Origin of the sequence: Leptospira fainei serovar Hurstbridge str. BUT 6, from assembly GCF_000306235.2 — a bacterium.
GTDB classification, from domain to species: Bacteria; Spirochaetota; Leptospiria; order Leptospirales; family Leptospiraceae; genus Leptospira_B; species Leptospira_B fainei.
This window is the reverse complement of the sequence record NZ_AKWZ02000011.1, coordinates 310143-331619: the sequence shown is the minus strand read 5'-3', so window position 1 is coordinate 331619 and position 21477 is coordinate 310143. Positions and strand designations below refer to the sequence as shown.

Sequence of the window (21477 nt, the reverse complement as noted above, 5' to 3'; positions counted from 1 at the left end):
GGTATTCCCAACGCAGCCTGGAGCGTAAGCCCGATCAAGATCGAACTATCGGCTCCTAAAAAATCCACTCCTAACACCCTCCCTATTAGAAAGGGTACTAAAAGGGATGCTGCAACTGCAAGATAAGCAAGTATCGTCATATCGCTCCCATATTCACTTAGAACGCCGCATTAAACTGCATGTAGAACATTCTCGCTTGAGATGCCGCTCCTTGCGTTCCGTTGATAACATTCGCATTTACTTGAGAAATTACTCCTGTCTGGAGGTCATACGAATACAGTGCGTTCCTCTGATTTTTAACGGCGCTTCCGGCGGAAAGAAATCCAGCACCGATCCATAGAGAAACGTAGTCGTTTATCAAGTAGGACCATGCAATATCGAATTCGTTATATATATTACGTCCCGGAGTTCCGATGACCGCCGTTTTTTGGCCGACCGCATTTAATTCGGTACTAAATCCGGTGTTCGCGGTCCCGTTAATCGCGTACCAAGCGTCCTGAACTTTATCTTTATTATTAATAAAATATGATACATAAAATGTACCGAATTTTTCGGACTTATATTCTATATTAAAAGTTAAAGATCTTAGATTCTTCGAACCTGTGTTTTCGGATAATCCTGCAACGTTGTTCCAATACGGGAAAATTCCGAAACGAGGCATAGTCAATGTTTGAAACGTAGAGTTACTTCCATCTTTGCGATTTGCATCGCCCGAAGACAAAATGTATTGGGTTCCCAAGCGCAATTTTTCAAAGAATGTATATCCGGTTTGCAAAGACATGAATCTCCCCGAATATTTTTGGTTCTGAGTACCGGCAACGCTTACATTATAACTAACTCCGTCGATGCTAACCGGCTGAGTAATATCTTGACCTAAGACCTGTCTATTCACCCGGGATCCCGTAGAACCGGATTGCCAAGCGCTCTCAATCGACCAGTCCCAGCTTCCCCAAGGCCCGTTAGTCGGAAGATAGTTTTTTGCCGTTCGATTCGTAATTCTAAAACCGGTCGTTATTAGATTATCCTGCTGCTTGGACCACTGATTCTGAGTCAAATCCGAATCCGGAGTCGCGGGCGTCGCCGGAAAAGTGGAGGATGTCCCAGCAAACGTAGGAGCTTTATGAGTAAGCATTCCGAGCGCGTACAGATCGACTAAGAACCATTCATTCGGTTTGATCGTATTATAAGATCCCACCAAATATTTATCCGGTTGCCCGGGGTTAACCGTAGTAGTCTTTCCTGTCACAGGATCGGTCACAGTGACTGGAGCGTTCGCGGACAAAACACCATTCGGACCGCTCTGATTACCCACGATCTTCGTTCCTAACAAATGGATATTAAAATGGTCTTGATCAAACATTACTCTGGCGCCGTCGTAAGAAAGACCGTTAATCGTCCAATTCGCGCTACCGATCATTCTTTGATCCCCGTAAGCCATCGCCATTCTTCCGACTTGAACTTTCGCATCTAACGGTAATTTCTTCATCATAAACCAAGCTTCACGAATTGTCGTTTGGCTCGGAATGTTAGTCGCCTCGCCCGGAGTAATCGTAGTACCGGTATTGGCAAAGGCGTTTGCACGGACGTCCCCAACACTTGCAGGAGTGGATCCACCACCCCAAACTCTAGCGTCCTGAATATTAATCTTCATCGAGAAGTAAGGACTCGGATCCAATAAAAGAAACAATTGCGATGTTTGAAGAATTCGAGAAGTGTCGGCTTTATTCGATTTATCGAAATTCAAATTATATCGATCTTCCCAGCGGGGACGAATATACGCGCCGACTCGAAGCCAATCGCCAACCCAAGCTTTTTTACGCTGATTGAATTTTTTTGCGAGTTCGGGATCTATAAACATCGTCCGATTATAATCGGCGGTCAGTCCGTTCTCTTTCAAAGGAGAAACATACCCTTCCTCGCCGTTATCTTGGGAAGATTTAGAATTATCTTTTTGATCCGCCGATCTTCCGGGAGCTTCCTTCTCCTCGATTTGTTTTAATTTCATTTCGGATGTCTCCGAATGCTTCGTCGGTTGTCCCAACAGAGCAGTCGCAGATCCGAGGATAAGCAAAACGGAGATTAATTGCCATCCCTCTATTTGTTTATGATTTTCTTTATTAAAATATTTCATTGTGTTTACATCCTTAAAGCTTTGTAAGTCTTTAATTGGATTTTGAATTCTGTGAAGCAAACTCCCTTATTATGGCTTCGATTCTAAGTCGATTATCGATTTTACTATCTTTCCGTTTTCAATGTTTCATGCTACCGATGACGCATCAGGCGACATGAAACATTATGACTAAGTCGGAGAACTATAGAAAGTTTTTGACAACATACCAATAAAGGGGAATCCCCACGATGACGTTGAACGGAAAAGTTACCGCAAGAGACATCGGAAGATAAAGACTGGGATTTGCATCCGGGACGGAAGTTCTCATCGCTGCGCCGACTGCGATATAAGAGGCGGAAGCGCAAAGAATTATAAACATAAACGCGTCGGTATGCGACATTCCGATCAACTTAGCTAAGCCTAGTCCGATAGCTGCGTTAAGTAGCGGTATCAGGATTGCAAAAACCACGAGGAAAGGACCTGCAGTTTTCAAGTCCTTCAGCTTTTTCGCTGCAACTAAGCCCATATCGAGTAGGAAAAAGGAAAGCATCCCTTTAAAGAGCGCATCTGCGAACGGCTTTTCGGCTTTCCAGCCGCTCTCGCCCGTAAGCATTCCGATGATTAACGAACCGACGAGAAGGAAGATCGATCCGCCTAAGAAAGCTTCACGACACAGCTCTTTCCAGGAGAAATCTCCTCCCGAATTCTTTTTAGCAATTCTATCGATTGCAACGCCTATGATAATGGCTGGAGACTCCATCAAGGCCAATCCCGCCACCAAGAAACCGTCAAACTCAAGGTTCATATTATTCAAAAACGCATGAGCCGTCACAAAAGTCCCGGCGCTTACCGAACCGTACGTAGCTGCAATTGCGGCGGCGTTATGAACGTCCAATTTGATTCTCAGTATATAGAACGAATATAACGGAACAAACAAAGCCATTCCACTACAAGCCAAGAGAGTATAAAGGTTTGCGGCAGTGAAATGAGCAGCGGCTAACTCAACCCCCCCTTTAAATCCGATGGCGAACATCAGGTACATACCGAAAAATTTCGATAGAGCTTCCGGAATCTCTAGGCTGGATTTCAGAAGTACTGCCGAAATCCCCAAAAAGAAAAAGAGCACGGGCGGGTTAAGTAGATTTTCCAAGATAAGCTTGGGATCCATATAAATTCTCCAAGAATTGAATCGTATTCCGAATGATACAAACCCTCTCCATTCTTCTCGCCGCAATGCGGCCGAGGTGAAAGCGGTTAATCTTCAATCGGAACTTGTCCACCTAGATCTCTGGACATATTTGCTGTCTATATTTTTTTCTAACTTTATAATATTGGACAAATTATATTAGTTGTATTTTTCCAAAATAGCTGCTTTGTACATAATCAGAAAGGCCATTTTGGCAGATGTGAGAGCTCAAGAAATGTTAGGTTTCCTGCCAAAAGCTCTTTCTAAGCCGATTGCGAAGGGGAAGCAGATGAGGTATCGAGCGGTTATGGCATTGGTTTGGACTGTCGGGGTGGAAGGAGACTTAAATCACGGGCCTGAAGTTATTTGTACTTTCAAATAGATTCCTTGCTCAACAATTGGATTCTATGTACTAATCCGAAAGCAGCCGACTTAGACCGCGCTCAATCCGCGATTGATGAATGGGACTTTAACGAATCTCGGCCGCTTATGAAATTCAAAGGCTTCCGATGGCATAAAGCTAAGGTCATTAAGATCTTAAAAAACTTGGGAATTTTCAAATGAAAAGGAATCAAAACAGCAAATTTATTTCATATTTAAAATCGAGATTACTGTTTTCTCTTCCACTCGTGATATTCTTTAGTACAGGACATGCTTTCGCTAATCCGGTAGAAATTGTAGAAATCTACTCGCGTTCCCCTATCGAAAATTTGAGCCCGAGAATAGAATACAGATATTTAGGAAATAAATTCCAGCATTGTAAAGCTGAAACGGTGCGAGCGCTAGGAGAGCTGGAATGGCACCATAATACGGGGGAGGTCATCCGAGTTCCGAGAAGTCCTGCTGGCAACTGGCTCAGGTTCCGAATCGTAAATCTTGGAAAAGAGCCCGTTTCGAGGGTGCTCTCCTTGTACTGGCTGAACGTTGCGGAAGCCGAGCTTTGCTCCGTCGACTCGCAAGGGAATTATGAAGGATTATATTCCGGTAATGAGACTTTAACTTTATGGGGAAGCCGTTCCCTACTCCCGCATTTCACAATCAATCTTCAGCCGCAAGAGGACAGAACTTACTATCTCTTCCTTCAAACCAATGAGAATATCAACTACCCTATTCGATTATTGCCGGAAGTGGATTACCAAATACAAATTCGCACTCGATCGACCATCCTGATAATCGCATGCCTATCCATTCTATTGGCTGTCGGATACAGCATATATTGCTTTGCATATTCAAAAAAACCGCTATTTCTTACTCTGCCGATTCATCTGATTTCCATCGGAATCACATTATATTTTCTGCATGGTCGGGAATTCTCCTCCCTTTTCGGAAACGAGAACAATCTTTTCCGGCACAATTATTTTCTGTTTTTGGGAATCACTCATTTCACATTCTTTCTATATTTATCTTCCTGGGCAAACGAGGAGGCTGCATCGATTCAGAAATCGCCTATCTTCTGGATAGCCTGCTTTGCAGGAATATTCTATCCTTTAATAACTCTATCCGATTTTTGGTACGAGCACCGAATCTGGATTCTTATCCTTAATTACGGATTGATGTTTTTCTGTTTTTCCAAAAGTCACGCTTCTCTTTTTAAATTTAAAAGTTATTACGAATCCGCCTATGTCGGAATTTGGAGCGTATTTTTAATATTCAGTATTTTTAAAACCACTTTCCACTTCGAATTTTATCCTTTTAATTGGATTTCCGTTTACGGAATTATCTTTTATTTTCCCGTTTTCTCCATTAGCTCCACATTATTATCTCGAGAGATCATTCATCGCTGGGAAATCGAAAAATCCGCGATAAAGAAGTCGCATTTAGCGTCCATCGACGTAAAAGCCTGCGTCGAAGCTTTATTGCGGCTCTTAAAAAGAGAGAAGATTTATTTAACGAAGGCGCTTAAAGAAGAAGATGTGGCAAAAATCATGGGAATTTCCGTACATCAGCTTTCCGAAATAATCAATACAGAATTTAAAACCAGCTTTCCGGCACTTTTAAATCAATACCGAGTCGAGGAAGCTAAGTTTCTACTCGTGGAATTTCCAAGCGAAACTACTGCGAATATCGGCGATATGGCGGGATTTAGCTCCCGCTCAGCATTCTACCTCGAATTTAAGAAAATGACCGGAAGCAATCCGAAGATGTTTCGGAGACGCAACCTTAGTTAGGAGAAAGGAAAAATCAGGAAAGGCCGACAACGACGGGTTTGATCCGGAAGAGATCGGACTTTTTAAGGATCGGTAAAGAATTCGTCGCTAAACTGGGAATTCTGCACGATCCTACTTTCCAGAAGGTTGAACGCGACTCGTCTAAAATACGGACGAATCAATTTTTCGTAAAAAACCTTACTCCGTTCGTGCGCAAACGGATCGGAAAAATAGATTTCTTTTTTCATACGCGTATAATCGTTCTTAGTCGGCACCGTAAAATACAGATATCGAACGATCGAATGGAGTTTCCCGAATACTCCCTTCAGCTCGCCTTTCTCTATATATTGAACGACCGAATTGCAAATCCCCAAGTCGAAGGGAGCTCCCACAAAATACTTAGGATCCATATCCTGAATAGTGCTGTGTAAAAAGGAAAGATTATAACCGCGAATCCACTTTTGGGCCCCGATCGCGTCGATCATCTCTTCCGAAGGATCTATTCCGAAAATTCGACCCGGCTGAAACGCCTTCACCATCTCCTTAAGAAGCAAGGCTTTGCCGAAACCGAAGTCGGCTAAACTATAAACGGGAATTTGCATCAACTCCATCAAGGATTTTACGTACTTCGCATGTTCTCTTGCATTAAACGAAGCGTCTACGTCCACTCCCGATCCGTAGATTTCCTTCCAATAGGATTTTTCGAAAGGTTGGCCGTTCGCTCCGTATGCGATATAATCGCTGTCTTTTTTTCCCTTCTTTCCGGGAATCATGCCGGAGGGATCTTCGACGACGTTATCGTCCCGGTTAAAAATGCACGAAGGCGATCATAGCCCGAGTCGCTTTCCAACGCTTGTTTAGCGACGACGGATTTATGCTTCAATGTTTTCAAGCTCGGGTCGTTCTGTATTCTCTTCCATAAAAGACCGTTGATCAAAATCCGATCGCCCGAAACGAATAGATATTGAGCCGACTTGGATTTCACTTCCCGTTGTAGCAATTTTCTATCTACCGGCCAAATTTCCGAAATTAGGATATAATCATGATCGGAAAATCCGTCCCGCTCTTGAAAGGATAATTTTTGCTTCGTATGAAAGTACACATACGCGGCAGTATCACCGTTTACGAATATTCTTTCGTTGGTATCGATAATCCCTCGCCCTCTCAACGAAACTATGTCCTTAGATAAGGAATTGAGTTTTACCGAATCCAATCCGACGATCGGACGGACCGTAAAGTATGCGGAGGTTGCAAAGAGAAAAAACATCGCGATCGACGCCGGAAGCGAATTTAATTCCTTCTCGGAGCGAAGCAGAAAAGTCCCCGCTCCCAAAATGAAAACAAAAGTTCCGAAACCCAACAAATAGCCCCAAGCCTTTTGCCCCATATATGCAAAGGAATGTTTTCCGTAAAAATCCAAATTACCTAAAAGGATTACCGTAACGACAAAGACCGATAAATAACCGAAAAGAAATAATTTCGGTATGTTTCTTCGTTTAAAAAAGACGGACTGTTTTTTCTTTTTTTCTCTCAGTCCGACCGTACCGGCCTTAATTACGAAAATCGTAAAGCCTATTAGAAAGAAGGTAAAATGCGAGAACAACCCGAGCACAGTACAAGAAACCAGAACTAGCAGGTCGACTACGGTTTCCATTCGGAAAGATAAAAAAAGCAAAAGTAAAAAACTAAAACTGACCAATTCGGGTAAATGATAGAACGGGACCCCGTATACCAAAGGGTTTATCGCCGCAAGATAACAAAGCAAATATTGGTTCAGTTTCCAGGTTTCCCTTTCTAGTAAATATGCGCAGAGATGGACAGAAACACTCAGAAAAAAAGCGCCGAAAGATATGTAAGCCGGGCTATAATTCAAACTTAGAACCGACTTCCATAGAGAAAGTAAAAGAAAGGCCAGAGGTTCGTGAGGAGAAAGGAATCCTCCGTCTTCTTGTAGAGATCGAAGTTCTGCTAAGACCCGATACGATTCCCCGTTGCCGGGTTCTCCGTGCCAAGAGTAGAGAATCGTCAAAAGTCCGGTTAGAAAAAGGACCGAGACCAAAATAAGGAAGGGATTTGCTTTTTTGTTTCGTTCCAAGTCCATCTTTGCGGTATTTTCGTTCTGCCGGATTTCGGAGCAACGTTAAAAATTTAGGTGAAATTATACCAACACATTTTGAACTAAACTAAGAGGCATATTCCCCGAGGACTCAAAGATGGAAAGAAAAGATCACATCCTTTACGATAAAAGTGGGAAACCTAGCAAGGAGCCGGCTTGGATTTTCAGAACCTATGCCGGCCATACGAATGCGAAGGAATCCAACGAGCTCTTCCGCGAGAACCTTTCGAAAGGCCAAACCGGACTTTCCATCGCTTTCGATCTCCCGACCCAATGCGGTTATAGCTCTGATCACTCGATCGCGCGACCAGAAATCGGCAAAGTTGGAGTTCCCATCAACACTCTAGAAGATTTCCGAATCTTATTCGATCAAATTCCGATCGAAGAGATGAATACTTCGATGACAATCAACGGCACTTCGATGTGGCTATTATCTCTTTACGTAGCGTTGGCCGAGGAAAGGGGTGAAGATGTCACCAAACTTCAGGGAACAACGCAAAACGACATAATTAAAGAATACCTCGCAAGAGGAACTTACATTTTCCCACCCGAACATTCGATTCGGATTATCGTGGATATGTACGAATATTGCTTAAAGAAAATTCCCAAATGGAATCCTTCCAATATTTGTTCGTACCATTTGCAGGAGGCCGGAGCCACTCCGGTTCAAGAGCTCGCCTTTGCTCTCGCAACCGCTATGGCGATACTGGACGCAATCAAAGATAGAAATTGTTTTACTCACGAAGAGTTCGAGCAATGCGTCGGGCGAATTTCCTTTTTCGTAAACGCAGGGATCCGCTTTATCGAAGAAATGTGCAAAATGCGCGCCTTTACCGAAATGTGGGACCGGATCACCGCGAAGAATTACGAAGTGAAGAGCGAGAAATTCCGCCGTTTCCGTTACGGAGTGCAAGTGAACTCGTTGGGCTTAACGGAAGAGCAGCCGGAAAATAACGCTTGGAGAATTCTGATCGAAGCTCTGGGCGTAACACTTAGCAAAGACGCTCGTTGTCGCGCTCTTCAACTTCCCGCTTGGAACGAGGCACTCTCACTCCCCCGCCCTTGGGATCAGCAATGGTCGCTTCGTTTACAGCAAGTGCTCGCGTACGAAACCGATCTTTTAGAATATCCCGACTTGTTCGAAGGCTCGAAAGTCGTAGCAAGCAAAGTCCAGGAACTGATTGAAAATGCCACGAAAGAGATCGAAAAGATCAAAGAAATGGGCGGCGCAATCAAAGCAATCGATAACGGGTATATGAAAACGCAGCTCGTGAAATCTCAGGCGGAGAGATTAGCTAAGATTAATAATAACGAACTCATCATCGTCGGAAAAAACAAATGGCAAGAGGGAACTCCTTCACCTCTGACGAACGATTCCGATGGAGGAGTATTCAAAGTAGATCCAAAATCGGCCGAGCAAACTCTCAAAGTACTGGCGGACGTAAAAGCGAAACGCGATCCTAAGAGAGTCGCGGAATCCTTGGCAAGATTGGAAGACGACGCAAAGAACGGCAAAAACCTAATGTATGCGTCGATCGAGTGTGCAAAAGCCTTGGTCTCCACCGGAGAATGGTCCGACGTTTTACGGAAAGTGTTCGGAGAATACCGACCGGCCACCGGAGTCGAAGGACAGAAATTAAATTTGGAAACGGATAAGGTGACGCGTGTCCGTTCCAAAGTGGAAAAGTTTCTGAAAGATACCGGCGCCCGCCCGAAAATAGTCGTCGGTAAACCGGGATTAGACGGACATTCCAACGGCGCAGAAATGATTGCCGTTTCTGCGAAGCATGCCGGATTCGACGTTATTTATTCCGGAATCCGTCTGACTCCCGAAGATATCGTTCAATCGGCAGTGGAAGAAAACGCGAATGTTATCGGTGTCTCCATACTTTCAGGATCTCACGTAGAGTTGGCTCGACAGATCTTCGAAGAATTAAAGCATTACAAAGCGGATATTCCCGTCGTCTTCGGCGGAATCATCCCACAGTCCGATTTTGAAACGCTTACCAAAATCGGAGTCAAAGCGATTTTTACGCCGAAAGATTACGATCTAATGGACGTTATGGAACGTATCATCGATATTCTTTCTAAGGCTCCCGTCGCCGCCTAAACTATGGCGGTGCGGTACACCTCTTCCGAGCTCAAAAATTTAATCCAGGAAGCCGCTTTAGGGGAGAAATTCCCCTTGGCGAAGTTGATTACGGAATTAGAAAAGCCAGATTCATTCGAATTTCGTAAAATGCTTTTTCAAGAATTGGAAGAGCAAGGCTTCACGGAAAAAAAAGCTCTGACCATCGGCTTAACCGGAACACCCGGCGCGGGAAAATCCTCCCTATTAGGAGAATTCTCGACCGAATTCCTGAAGGCGTTTCCCGAAAGGAAAATGGCGATCGTAGCCATAGATCCTTCGAGCCATATCAGCGGAGGGTCTCTCTTGGGAGATAGGACCCGTCTATCTCTGCCTCCGAGGGAAAAGAGACTTTACTTTCGATCGCAGCCGAGCCAATTAGAATTGGGCGGAGTCAATCCTTATACGTATCACGTTATTCGCCTTTTACGCTGCTTCTTCGATTTCGTTTTTGTGGAGACGGTAGGTATCGGACAAAATGAGATCGAGGTATCGAAGCTTGCCGACGTATCCTTTTTAGTCCTCGTCCCTTTAGGCGGGGACCAAATTCAGTTTATGAAAAGCGGAATCATGGAGGTTCCGAACGCCTTTATATTAAATAAATGCGACGAAGAATCCTTAGCGATGGCTAGTTATCATACGTTGACCAATACTCTCGAATTCTTGCGGGACCTTACTCCGGGTGGAGCCTTACCGCCGGTCTTTATGACCAGCGTTAAAACGAAACGAGGTATCCAAGAATTATTGCAATATATCGTATCCCAAACTCCCGGATCCAAAAGGGACGCCGAAACCGTAATGCAGGTCCGCAAATGGATAAAAAACGAGTTCGGAAATTTTGGCCTGCAAATCTTAACCAATGTTCGATTTCCGGTAAGCGGATCCTTCGAGCAGTGCGAAGCCTTAGCTTTACTGGAAGTACGTAAAAAATTAAAGGACTAAATATTCGAATACGCGTTTCGGATAATTCCTTGGAATCGCTTATAGGCTTCCTATCCGGAAAACTCCGGGCTAAAATCCTACTTGCAATTCCAGGATCCTGCGTTTATAAATTATTGACAGAATGAAAAACGGGAAGAGAGATATTTTAAGAGTGTGATCTGAGATTCGACGAAATATCGCGCACAGATTTTACACCGATTTGTAAATTTCGTGGATTTATAAGCGCATATCTGAAATTACGGAAATCTTTCCATTGATCGTATAAGTTCGTTTTTAGGGCCGATCCGATCGATCATTTTTAATTTTTTTCTATCAAATGAATAACTCGGTTTTTGTAGATGTTATTATATACGTATCTATTAAGGAACCTCGCTTAAAATCGAGGAAATACTGTGCCTGCGGAATCGCGGCGTTGTTTGTCCGAAATTCGAGCAAAAGAAAGTAAGAGAGAGATGCACAAAAAAATTATCATTCCGATCTTCTGCATCTCCTTTTTAACGATGGGGTGTTACCAAGGACCTAATTCCGGCCCTCTGGATTTCTTAATCTTTTCCCAGTTGAGTACAAACGTAAATACTCCCCTCCCGATCCAAGTACAGGTATCGGGACTCCCGGCTCTTGCCTCCGTAAGCGTCAGCGATTCGTTAGGAGAGATACTTACTTTCAACAGTAACGGAGTTCAATCGTTTCCGACAAAACAACTTCCCGGTACGAATTACAATTTAAGCATAACGAGTCAACCGGTTGTGACTCCTCAAATTATTTGCCAGATCGTAAATCCTAATAGCCAAGTTCTTTTCCCTTCAACCGTCGTTCAAGTCCAGTGCGGAGTAGCGTTTTATCCGATCAACGTTACGGTCGTAGGAATATCCGCAAGTAATACCGATACTCTGACCCTTTCCGATAACGGAACGGATCACTTGTCGATCACCGGAAACGGAACATATCAATTTCCAACGACGGTAGCAGACCAACAATCTTTCGCCGTGAACATCTTTCAACCGTTGCCCGACCAAACCTGCATTTTTCGCGCTGCGCCGTCGAACACCGGAATCGTAAACGGAGGCTCCCCTCCGACGGTTATCTTAAATTGCTTTAGCCCTACGTTAACCCGACCTGCAAACAATACTGCAATCCTAGTAACGGATACGATTAATATCACGTTATCCGAAAATCCGAATGTCGGAAGTTGCGTTCTAGATGCGACTGTTGCGGCGAATCCCACGAATTTAGGACCGTATGCAACGATGTCGGTTGTAGGCAACGTTCTGACGATTACGCCCAATGCAGGAAGCTACAGTCCGACTCTTACGCCTCCGCTAAACGTTTACGCAAAAGTTACGGGCTGCACGGATTCAGGAGGAAACTTGATGCTCGAAGGCGCGGCTTTACAATTGAATTTTTCTCTTGTAAGCCAGCAATATTACGTGTCCCCCACCGGAGCCGACGCCGCAGCACCCGCCTGCTCTTCGCCGATCGCTCCTTGCGCTACGATTCAACAAGCGGTTACGAATTGCGCCGCAACTTCCTGCCTAGTTTCCGTTTCGCAAGGCACTTATTCCGTTTCAACTCCGATCGTCCTTTCGCAAAAAACGTCCTTAATGGGAGGATTTGCGCCCGGCTTCGGAACGCGATCTCCGTCGAAATACCAGACGATCATTAGCGATGCAACCGCAGGCTGTGGCGTCGCTTACGCAACTCCATGCGCCCCTATTCAAGTAACGACTCCCGTCTTGACCGCTAACGAAGTCGTAAAGATATCGGGGTTCGGTATCGTTGCTTCAGCCGATCCGACAAAAGCATATACGACCGGTATCCTTTTTAACGGTGCGACTCCTAGCCCGGGATTAATATATATCTTTCAAAACGCGATTTTCGGCGGACAACCCGGGGCTGCGGCCGGACTTTTATCAGGCATCCAAATGATGAACAGTAATAATATCATCATAGAATACAATACCATTACCGGAGGGACAGGCGGATCGGCCTCTGCCGGAATCGTCGCTGATGCATCCTCCGGAATTATTTCTTGGAATAGAATCAGCGGTCACAGTTCCACAGGTGGAATCTTTCCGGTTAATTATTCCGCCGGGATCGACATCCGTAATATGAATCTCGCAAACACCTTAGTGGTTAACTCTAACTCTATCAATCCTTTGGCTTATATTGATCCAAGCGTTACCGCAACTAATTTTCTCGGTATTTTCCTGCAAGCAAGCAACGTAAATACGACAAATATTACTTTTCTCGGAAATAGTATTTATTCCGGAAACGGCGCAGCAGCAAATTCCAAAGCGGTCAGTTATAATATGCTTTCTTCCAAGATCGCGCTCGAAAATAATCAACTGATTACCCCTAGTCCGGGATTTACTTGTCTATATCACGCGACTACGTCGAGCGCGGCATCCTCCATTCAAGGAAATAATTTTTACGGTTGTTCCACTCTTGCGTATGAAAATGGAACGGCCACCTCTTACGGCGGTATATGCCCCGGCGGGATCATCGGTGGATTAAGTTCCACTGCTTGCGGTGTGCCTACTTATCTTTCCGGAACTAGTGCCGCTTCACAGGATTACGCTCAGGCGCCGAATTTCGTAGCGGCAACGGACATATATCACGCGTTTATGCTGACTTCGACTTCATCCTGCTACTCGGTATACGGGGGTATCAACGATAATGTCCTCCCAGCATTCACATCGACAGATATCGTCTCGGCGCCGCGCACCCAAAACGTCGTCGTGACGGCTCCTTCCTTTATTCCAGCGGGAGCGTACGGTTATTCGATCGGGGCTTTCGAATTTAACGGTTCTTGTAAGTAAGAAACTCATTCATGAACATTTCGAACCGATATCGAGACTCTTAATTAAGGGCGGCCCCCTTCTCTTCGTTCAGGGTCACGCTGCTTCGGGCTACGCTAACGCTTCGGTCCCGGCGACGTTTATTTAGAGATCCTTAATAAACCGTTACGTTTTGTCGCCGTGACTTCGCAGCACCCTACGCATCGTTGCCGCGACCAAAACGGACAATTCTCATTCCGTTCCTAATATAACGTAAAAGTAAAATCTTCCCAGCCTATACCCGACTCCGACTCCCATATCTTTCGCAAATCCAGTCTTCGCAAAACTCGGGTCTTTAACCAATCGATCCGTGTTCGTGGAGACGGCATCCGATCCGATATCTCCCACGATCCAAGCATCCAATAACAAACCTTTGGCAGAATAACCCTGGTCTTTTAAGGAAGTATTATAGTCCTTCTCGTCTCCGGAAACCATTCCGATTGCGAGATCCTGCGCCGCTTTTTCAAGTTTATCGGATTTCGTCAGTAAAGGCAGCCCGGATTCCAGCCTAACTCCGTTAATCCTTTCCAAAAACGAGTTCCGAATCCTATTTAAAAAAGAATCCGAATTATAATAAGAATCTTCCGGCGCCTCATCAAGAACCTCGACTCTTACATCCATATCATAACGGATCGCGGGACCATCGTACGAAGAATAGTAATAAAGATAATTTTGGAGACCGGAATTCACTGCCATCTTACGACCGTCCGGAAGAAAAACTTCTTCCTTTTCCCCGCGATTGAATGCGATATGATTTTTATCCATAAAGCCGACCATTGGGACCGATTCAAACATTGCCGGGTCGGCCGGTACCCAGCCTTTTTCCGGGATGTAAAATTCGGTCCAAACATGCCAATCCCAGTCCTTACCGTTTTTAAGAATCCCCCCGGAAACGAATCGAGTCGGAATCCCTTGGCTTCGAAGCATGGATTGCAAAACTCGGCTCAAGGCGCCGCAATCCCCTCCGCCGTTCGCGAAGGTCTGACTGATCGTCGCATACTTTCCGGTATTCTTCCATATTAACTTTTTCTGAATTTCTTTGATTGATTCGTTGGCAAAATCAAAGGGCCGCGACGTCTTCTTTGCCGCCGCAGACACCAAAGACCTGATGTTCGGATGATTAGGGTCTATTTGTTCGTGCTTACCCGTATAACGCATTACTAAATCGGAAGTCGGATCGTATTTTACTTCTGCGTCAAAAAAATCCGGATCCCAGTCCGTTCGATAAGACTTTACTAAATGGGTGATTTCGACTTCGGGAGCGGAATTTCCCGAGGTGATGTACAGAAACTTTTGCTGCGAATCGGGCGAGATTACGATATCTCCCGTATTGTATTTAATACCGGATACTTCTCTCGATTCGTCGTCTTGTGGAATCGGAATCAGAATTTCGATTTTAAAACCGCTCCCGGAGAGATTAGAAGGAAGACCGCTCGCAAGTCGAAGCTTACGAGTAATTTTAAATCTCTGAGGGAATCGCTTTAATACCGGTTCACCCGAGGAGATACCCATGATGCTGGTTCTTCTTGCGGAAGAACCTCCGACTGCGGAGCCCGCATTCAAAAATAAGAATAAATAAACGAGTAAGATTGCGGAAGCAAATCTACCGATCATATATTATGAAACTCGTATGGAAGAAATTAAAATCGAAGAAATCTATAAAGCAAACTTCTAAAAAAACTCCAGATTGTTCCTAACAGCATTTGTTTTCCAACCTCGGCATAGATCTGCCCTTGTGTTGGGGTTGCGGGTGCTTGACCGTTACCTTGAGCCCCGGTTTGGGCTGTCGCGTTCAGATATTGTTTCTTTTGTTCCGGTGTTAGGGCATTCCAAGATTCGGTCGAGAATCCGGGAGGTATTTGTTCGTTCTGCAAATCCATGGAGGGATGTTATCGATCGATCAAAGTTAGTCAACATTTTATCTACAAATCGATTCAATTAAAAATTTGGAATTTTTTTCCGAAATTGTTAGAACTAGAAAAAAGATAACGTCTCATGTTGCATGAAATTGGTACAGATTTTCATCTATATCATTCTTTTCGGAATTGCATTAGCGTTCATACCATCCAATGAATTTTCCGGGGAAAAAGATGGAGTGGAAAGTTCGCATACATCGCAGCTGCCTTGAATTTCCGCATAGGCTCGTCCAGCGGAATTCCTTTGACGATACTTCGATCTTCGTAGAGTCTTTTATCGTTGCAATTAATCCGTTCTGCTTATCGTTCTCACGAAATCCCGAAAAAGGAAATGTAAACGAAGCGGAGCGATATCATTATTCTTCCAAACGAACTATAAAAACCGATACGCGTTTAGAAAATTCTTTACGGTTGAAAACCAGAAACCGGGAAACAAAAACGGAAATCCTCGAATCTCGAGCTAAAAACAAGTCTTATAAAACGGGTATCTTTACGGAGAATTTTTACGCTGAAGGGACATAGATTTTTCCCATTCATCATATTGTAATATTTTTCGCTGTTTGTTATCGGCGATTCCGTCACGTAATTCGGGAGTTCCCGACGAAATCGCCGATCCATAAAACCGAAAATTTTTTCGGAAAGTACCCTCCTTTTTCGCAACAAACCCGGCGTCCCAGGCTCGTATAAAGAAAAAGGTACAACCGAGAGGAGCCCTTCATGGCAATCATTCTAAGCTTTTTCGCAGGACATTGGTTTTTAGCGGCCTTTGTGCAGTCTTTTTTCCTGCACCGCTATTCCGCCCATCAAATGTTCAAACTAAACCGTTTCTGGGAAAAGTTCTTTTATTTCTTTACCTTCTTCGTTCAAGGATCTTCTTATTTAAATCCTCGCGCGTACGCAATATTACATCGTCAACATCATGCATATAGTGATACCGTAAAAGATCCGCATTCCCCCGTTGCCTCGACCGGCTTCCTGGATATGATGTGGACTACTGCTGTCACGTACGAAAACATTCTAAATCATAAAACGGACGTCGAAAAAGATTTCAAAGGGAATTATCCGGAGATGCCTTTCTTTGATCGATTTGCGGATTCTTGGTTTGTTCGTTTATTCTTTGGAACTTCTTACACATTGTTTTATATGGCGTTTGTTCCGGGCGATGCTCTCTGGCTTTATGCGCTTCTTCCCATCCATTACTTAATGAGTCCGGTTCACGGCGCGATCGTTAACTGGTGCGGGCATATGTACGGATATCGGAACCATGCGAAGAATCCGGATAATTCGAAAAATACCCTACCGATCGATATCCTGATTTTAGGCGAACTCTACCAAAATAATCACCATGCGCATCCTAATTCTCCGAATTTTGCGTTCCGTTGGTTCGAAATCGACTTCACTTATCAAGTAATGAAAGCTTTGCATTTCTTAAGAATCATCAAGATTCAAAGAGCCGTCTGGACCGAAAAAGGGAGACAAGAACTTCCCGGAACTCCCCGTTCCCCCCTAGCTGACGTAGCATAAAAGATTCTTCAAATTGTCCTTCGCGGAAATTTCCGCGAGGGATTTTCTTAACGAACGTTTTATTCGTGATTTTCCTTCCGTAACTTTCCTAAGTCGCCCAACATTTCCTTTTCATATTCCTCTTTGAGCACCGAATAAAATTCCGGTTTCAATTCTATCTTTCCGTTTAGAACCAATTTAAAAAGTCTTCTTACCAGATCTTCTTTTTCGAATCCGGTAAAAATCCATTCGATAAGTTCCAGGGCCAGATCCAATCGACCTTCGACGGCGATGGTTTTATGCAGAACCTCCAGGAGCTCCAGCTCTTTTCCGAGCTCTAAAAAGGAACGGAACTGACTAGGCATGCTCTGCAGGAGAACCTGCTTCTTAGAGTTCGGAGTAAATTGAAATTCCTTGATCCCCTGATTTAAATGTGAAAGTATGGCGGCTTCCGTTTCCTGAATGGGAGTTCCTAATCTCTCCAAAGTTCTGCCGAGAACTTCCCCTAAAACAAAGTCCTGCAATGGACGAAACGGATATCCTTGCTTTTGAGATTCCTGCGATTCCATCTTTCTTCCCTCTGTACTCGGCGGAAGAAAATATTCCGTTCCGAATTTTTGAAAAGGTTGAAAACCTCGACATCTTATGTCAACCGTATCGACCTTCGCCTAAACGCCAAAATGCGATTCTGACCCGTATTTGTAACGGTATTTTCACGATTCCTTAGTACCGTTGGGATCATTAAAGCGTAAATTCTAGACTCCTTTAACTAAACGAGGAATTACTAGGCTGAAAATTCTAAGCGTCCTCATTCCATTTCTGCACAGTCAGTTTCAAGCTTCCGGGTAACTTTATGAGTTTTAGACAAAAAATCTTCATCATCTTAGGAGCGAGTCAGCTCCTTCTCGTTCTCATACTCGCGTTTACGTTTATTCAAATGATTGATCGAGTCAAAAACGAGCCGCAAAACAAGAGAGCTCTGGATAGAGCGTTCGAATTCCGCAAAGAACTACACCATAAAGACGAGGTGATACGTCTCCTTTTAAAAGAAATAGAAAGAAATCAAAAGACTCGATCCATTCTGGAAAGCGGATTAAATAATAATCGGCCTTTGCTCTTGGCAAATTTCGATTATGTCAAAGGAATTATGGCTCAATACGATCTTTCGATTTTCGAACTTCTGGATTCGAAAGGGGTCGTCTTTTTCCGGTTTCATCGCCCTAAGGATTTCGGCGACGATAAGTCCAAACAAAAAATCGTGCAGGAGGCTTTGCATGGCGCAGGAGCCTCCACTTTGGAAATCGGCCATAGCGGCTTAGGTCTTCGGATCACGGCTCCTCTTCGCGGGGGATTGATGTTGGTCGGACAGGTCGTAAACGAAAAATTTCTCCAATCGATTGTCGGATCCGAGGACGTCCACATGGCGATCTTCGAAAAAGGAAAGCTTGTCGCATCCTCCGACACCTTCATTGCAAAATATTTGGAACAGAAACCTCTGGCCTCCTTAAAAGATGGAACCCGCCTAAAATTCGCGGAAAAGCATCTGTATCTCACCAAAATACCGTACGAAAATCAGGGCTTGAGCAATTTGAAACTTGAATTCGTATTGATGATCGACGAGACCGATCTATATGAATCGACTCGAAATCTTTGGATCTATTGCGGACTGATCGCACTCTTCGTGTTCGGAGGAATCCTAATCACTTCCTATTTCTTCTCTCGCGATATTATCCATGCGGTTAAAGCGTTAAACTTTGCCATGAAAAACCCCGGTGAGGATGAGTCAAAGATCGTGGATTTGGAAAGATCCGACGAGCTTGGTGAAATGGCGGAAGTCTTCGTCGGAATGAAGAAAGACTTACTCGATCACCAACTCTTTTTGGAAAAGAAAGTGGAGGAGAAAACTCACGAACTCCAGGAAACCTTAACCGACCTACGCGCTTTGAAGGAAAAGCAAGACGGAGATTATTATCTCACTTCCCTACTCCTTCGTCCGTTAGCGACGCTCGATCATAACGGACCGTCCACGAAAATCCAATCGATCTTAAAACAAAAGAAAACCTTTACATTCCGAAAAAGAGAATCCGATATCGGCGGCGATTTGGTTTCCATCAGCGAAATCACTTTGTACGGGAAAAAATATCTGGTAATGATGAATTCCGACGCTATGGGTAAATCGATTCAAGGCGCAGGGGGAGCGTTAGTAATGGGTACGGTATTCAAAGCCATTCTGACCAGAACTCAACTGTCCAGAACCAACCAACGCAAGACTCCCGAAAAATGGCTGAAAGACTGTTATACTGAATTGCAAAACGTATTCGTTACATTTGACGGGACCATGTTAGTGTCCGCCTTAATTTGTCTATTGGATGAAGAAACGGGCGCTCTTTACTCCTTGAATGCGGAACATCCCAATATGGTATTATATAGGGACGGAAAAGCGACCTTCCTGGATCCCGAGTTAGCGCTGCGAAAATTGGGTTTCTCGGAGAACTCTCCCGAGCCGCTGGTCAGAGTTTATAAGTTGGAAAAAGGGGACGTGGTTTTTATCGGTTCCGACGGTCGAGACGATATTTTAATTACCGATCCTAATAAGGAAGAGCCCGCAATGAACGAAGATGAGTTTCTTTTTCTTCGATTTGTGGAACTTGCCAACGGAAATTTGCAGGATCTTGAACGATTGATTTCGGCCGCGGGAGAAGTTTCGGACGATCTAAGCTTAATGAGGGTGGGCTTTAAGGAATCAGTCGCGCCCTCCGAGCCAAAAATCGTGCCCGAAGAATACAATCGTCTATTACAGGAAGGGATTCGGGAATACAAGAAAGGAAATTACGAAAAAACTAAAGTGATTTTCACAAAGGCTCTTGCGCTGGACGACTCCGACCCCGCGCTTCATAAGCAGCTCTCGAGGATTTGCATTAACGCGAAAGATTACGAGGAGGGCGCGAGTTACTGCGAAGCCTACCTCTCCAAAGTTCCTTTTGATAACGAATATATCTTTTATGCTTCGTATTGCTTAAGAAAAACCAAGGATTATTGGAAGTCGCTGGAGTATTCCGAAAAATTACGTTCCCGCGAGCCCGAAAACGTTCGGAACCTGAAACATCTAGTAGCCCTATATCGACTAACCGGAAGCCGGGCAAAATTCAGGACGACTATGGCCGTTCTAAAGCAAATCGTTTCCCGAAAGAATCCGGAACGTAGCGATAGCACCGAGCCTGCCCTGGTGTAAAAGCGCCGGAGTTTTCTGCCTGAAAGACTTTTTTTCGTTTCCGAGCGGCGGAAACCGATTTGATATTGGTAAACGATGCCGCTCGAAACGCTACAACGTTTGCGATCCGTTCTGGTCGTGATTAAACGGACTAAATACGAATTGGATGTGGAAACGTACGGTTCGCTTGAGGAATACAAACGGATTGCCTCGCTTCAAAATAATTCCTTCGATAGAGTCTACGAATCCCACGTTAGGCAAGTTAAGAGTCGGGAGGATATAAAGCGACTCTTCCCGAATGCAACTCTGATTTTTCGGGAAGGTTTGGATACGATAGATATCTCGGCCTTCGAACTCGTAATCGCATTAGGAGGAGACAATCATTTCACGTATGTGGCACATCACACCGTGGAAAATTTAGTCTTAGGTTGCAATTCCGACCCGGCAACTTCCGTGGGGGCTCTGCTTTCCTTCCACGTAAACGATATAGAAGAGTCCTTAAAGCAGAACTGGACGAACGTAAAAATCGAGCAGTGGCCTTTGATTAATGTCAGGATCGAATATCCTGACGGAAGAACCGTTAAAACCTTCCAAGGAATCAGCGAAATTTCGATTCGAAATAATAGCCCCGACTTAACCAGCCGATTCTTAATTTCTCATGAAGGATCGGTCGAAGAACAGAAATGTTCCGGTTTACTGGTCTACACTGGAGCGGGTTCTACAGGCTGGGTTATGTCTTGCGAAAATAGAGACGTAAGTTTTGACAAGCAGAAGCCATATTTCAAAGTGTACTGTAGGGAACTTCGAAAGAAGGAAAACATAAAATATAAATTGGATCATTTTACGGTAAAGGAATCATTTCGTCTCATTTCCGAAATGTGGGGCGGAATTTCGATCGACTCCTTAGCGGAGCGAATTTATGATTTTCCACCCGGCGCAAAAGCCGACTTTTCCGTTTCCCCTAAACGATTGCAAGTGGTTGTGAGAAAAAATGGATAGTTTAACCATCCTAGAACAAGACGCAGGAAGTTCGATTAAGGTGTACTTAGTTTCCGGTCGTCTGGACGAATCTACCTTTCCTCAATTCAAGGAAAAGGTATTGGAAGTCACACACGCCCATAATACCGTCTTGAATCTCTCCGATTTGAAGTATATTTCCAGTTCCGGAATCCGTGCGATTTTCGAATTAAAGAACCGATTAACTCAGGAAGGGAAAAAATTGATTCTTACGGAAGCCGGAGAAAAGGTGATCCAAATCTTTAATCTTCTAGGCCTCTGGAAACCGTTTGCTCACTTCGAAAAAGAAGAAGACGCTATTGCCGCCTGTTTGAAATAATTTCAACCGTTTCATAAACCTTTTTTCCGTTCCGCATCCCAGGAA

At 44.3% G+C, this 21477-nt stretch carries 16 protein-coding genes; 9 read left to right on the top strand and 7 right to left on the bottom strand.

Annotated features, from left to right (window positions below; genetic code table 11):
- Positions 1-157: 157 nt before the first annotated feature.
- Together LEP1GSC058_RS19235 and LEP1GSC058_RS19230 are read right to left on the bottom strand one after the other, a co-directional pair.
- A complete protein-coding gene (locus tag LEP1GSC058_RS19235; RefSeq protein WP_016551275.1) occupies positions 158-2131 on the bottom strand; it encodes an alginate export family protein in 1974 nt (657 codons plus the stop codon).
- Between the two features lie 181 nt (positions 2132-2312).
- Complete coding sequence (locus LEP1GSC058_RS19230) at positions 2313-3278, bottom strand: sodium-dependent bicarbonate transport family permease (RefSeq protein ID WP_016551267.1); 966 nt, start codon at positions 3276-3278, stop codon at positions 2313-2315.
- Between the two features lie 181 nt (positions 3279-3459).
- Between LEP1GSC058_RS19230 and LEP1GSC058_RS20220 the strand changes: the two genes are divergently transcribed.
- Together LEP1GSC058_RS20220 and LEP1GSC058_RS19220 are read left to right on the top strand one after the other, a co-directional pair.
- Entirely contained in the window at positions 3460-3678 is a 219-nt protein-coding gene (locus LEP1GSC058_RS20220; RefSeq protein WP_016551141.1) for a hypothetical protein, read from the top strand.
- A gap of 328 nt (positions 3679-4006) precedes the next feature.
- Complete coding sequence (locus LEP1GSC058_RS19220; RefSeq protein ID WP_232224752.1) at positions 4007-5464, top strand: helix-turn-helix domain-containing protein; 1458 nt, start codon at positions 4007-4009, stop codon at positions 5462-5464.
- Positions 5465-5526: 62 nt separating this feature from the next.
- On the opposite strand, the gene LEP1GSC058_RS19215 is transcribed toward LEP1GSC058_RS19220, so the two are convergent.
- Complete coding sequence (locus tag LEP1GSC058_RS19215) at positions 5527-6216, bottom strand: class I SAM-dependent methyltransferase (RefSeq protein WP_016551212.1); 690 nt, start codon at positions 6214-6216, stop codon at positions 5527-5529.
- Positions 6213-7544, bottom strand: coding sequence for a hypothetical protein (locus tag LEP1GSC058_RS19210; RefSeq protein ID WP_016551166.1), 1332 nt, complete (start codon positions 7542-7544; stop codon positions 6213-6215). The genes LEP1GSC058_RS19215 and LEP1GSC058_RS19210 overlap by 4 nt, the downstream gene beginning before the upstream one ends.
- 112 nt (positions 7545-7656) lie before the next feature.
- Between LEP1GSC058_RS19210 and LEP1GSC058_RS19205 the strand changes: the two genes are divergently transcribed.
- The 3 genes from LEP1GSC058_RS19205 to LEP1GSC058_RS19195 all read left to right on the top strand — a co-directional run bounded on the left by LEP1GSC058_RS19205 (position 7657) and on the right by LEP1GSC058_RS19195 (position 13448).
- Positions 7657-9669, top strand: a complete 2013-nt coding sequence (locus LEP1GSC058_RS19205) for a protein meaA (RefSeq protein WP_016551088.1) — start codon at positions 7657-7659, stop codon at positions 9667-9669.
- A gap of 9 nt (positions 9670-9678) precedes the next feature.
- A complete protein-coding gene (locus tag LEP1GSC058_RS19200; protein WP_039948880.1) occupies positions 9679-10629 on the top strand; it encodes a P-loop NTPase family protein in 951 nt (316 codons plus the stop codon).
- 416 nt (positions 10630-11045) lie between these two features.
- Positions 11046-13448 carry a right-handed parallel beta-helix repeat-containing protein gene (locus LEP1GSC058_RS19195; RefSeq protein WP_016551091.1) on the top strand — a complete coding sequence of 801 codons (2403 nt, stop codon included), beginning with the start codon at positions 11046-11048 and terminating at the stop codon, positions 13446-13448.
- 210 nt (positions 13449-13658) lie between these two features.
- Here LEP1GSC058_RS19195 and LEP1GSC058_RS19190 read toward each other — a convergent pair whose 3' ends face one another.
- A complete protein-coding gene (locus LEP1GSC058_RS19190; protein ID WP_016551155.1) occupies positions 13659-15080 on the bottom strand; it encodes a transglutaminase domain-containing protein in 1422 nt (473 codons plus the stop codon).
- A gap of 26 nt (positions 15081-15106) precedes the next feature.
- Positions 15107-15346 (bottom strand): hypothetical protein, encoded by a 240-nt coding sequence (locus tag LEP1GSC058_RS19185; RefSeq protein WP_016551068.1) that lies wholly within the window; start codon positions 15344-15346, stop codon positions 15107-15109.
- 753 nt (positions 15347-16099) lie between these two features.
- Here LEP1GSC058_RS19185 and LEP1GSC058_RS19175 point away from each other — a divergent pair.
- Positions 16100-16906, top strand: a complete 807-nt coding sequence (locus LEP1GSC058_RS19175) for an acyl-CoA desaturase (protein ID WP_016551098.1) — start codon at positions 16100-16102, stop codon at positions 16904-16906.
- A 59-nt stretch (positions 16907-16965) separates the two neighbouring features.
- Here LEP1GSC058_RS19175 and LEP1GSC058_RS19170 read toward each other — a convergent pair whose 3' ends face one another.
- The gene (locus LEP1GSC058_RS19170) at positions 16966-17454 is read right to left on the bottom strand and encodes a hypothetical protein (RefSeq protein WP_016551114.1); all 489 of its coding nucleotides are present in this window, start codon (positions 17452-17454) and stop codon (positions 16966-16968) included.
- 284 nt (positions 17455-17738) lie between these two features.
- Between LEP1GSC058_RS19170 and LEP1GSC058_RS19165 the strand changes: the two genes are divergently transcribed.
- The 3 genes from LEP1GSC058_RS19165 (at position 17739) to LEP1GSC058_RS19155 (ending at position 21432) form a co-directional block, all read left to right on the top strand.
- On the top strand, positions 17739-20117 hold the full coding sequence (locus tag LEP1GSC058_RS19165; RefSeq protein ID WP_016551143.1) for a SpoIIE family protein phosphatase: 2379 nt from the start codon (positions 17739-17741) through the stop codon (positions 20115-20117).
- 75 nt (positions 20118-20192) lie between these two features.
- Positions 20193-21095 (top strand): NAD(+)/NADH kinase, encoded by a 903-nt coding sequence (locus LEP1GSC058_RS19160; RefSeq protein WP_016551348.1) that lies wholly within the window; start codon positions 20193-20195, stop codon positions 21093-21095.
- Positions 21088-21432 carry an STAS domain-containing protein gene (locus LEP1GSC058_RS19155; RefSeq protein WP_039948834.1) on the top strand — a complete coding sequence of 115 codons (345 nt, stop codon included), beginning with the start codon at positions 21088-21090 and terminating at the stop codon, positions 21430-21432. The genes LEP1GSC058_RS19160 and LEP1GSC058_RS19155 overlap by 8 nt, the downstream gene beginning before the upstream one ends.
- Positions 21433-21477: the final 45 nt, after the last annotated feature.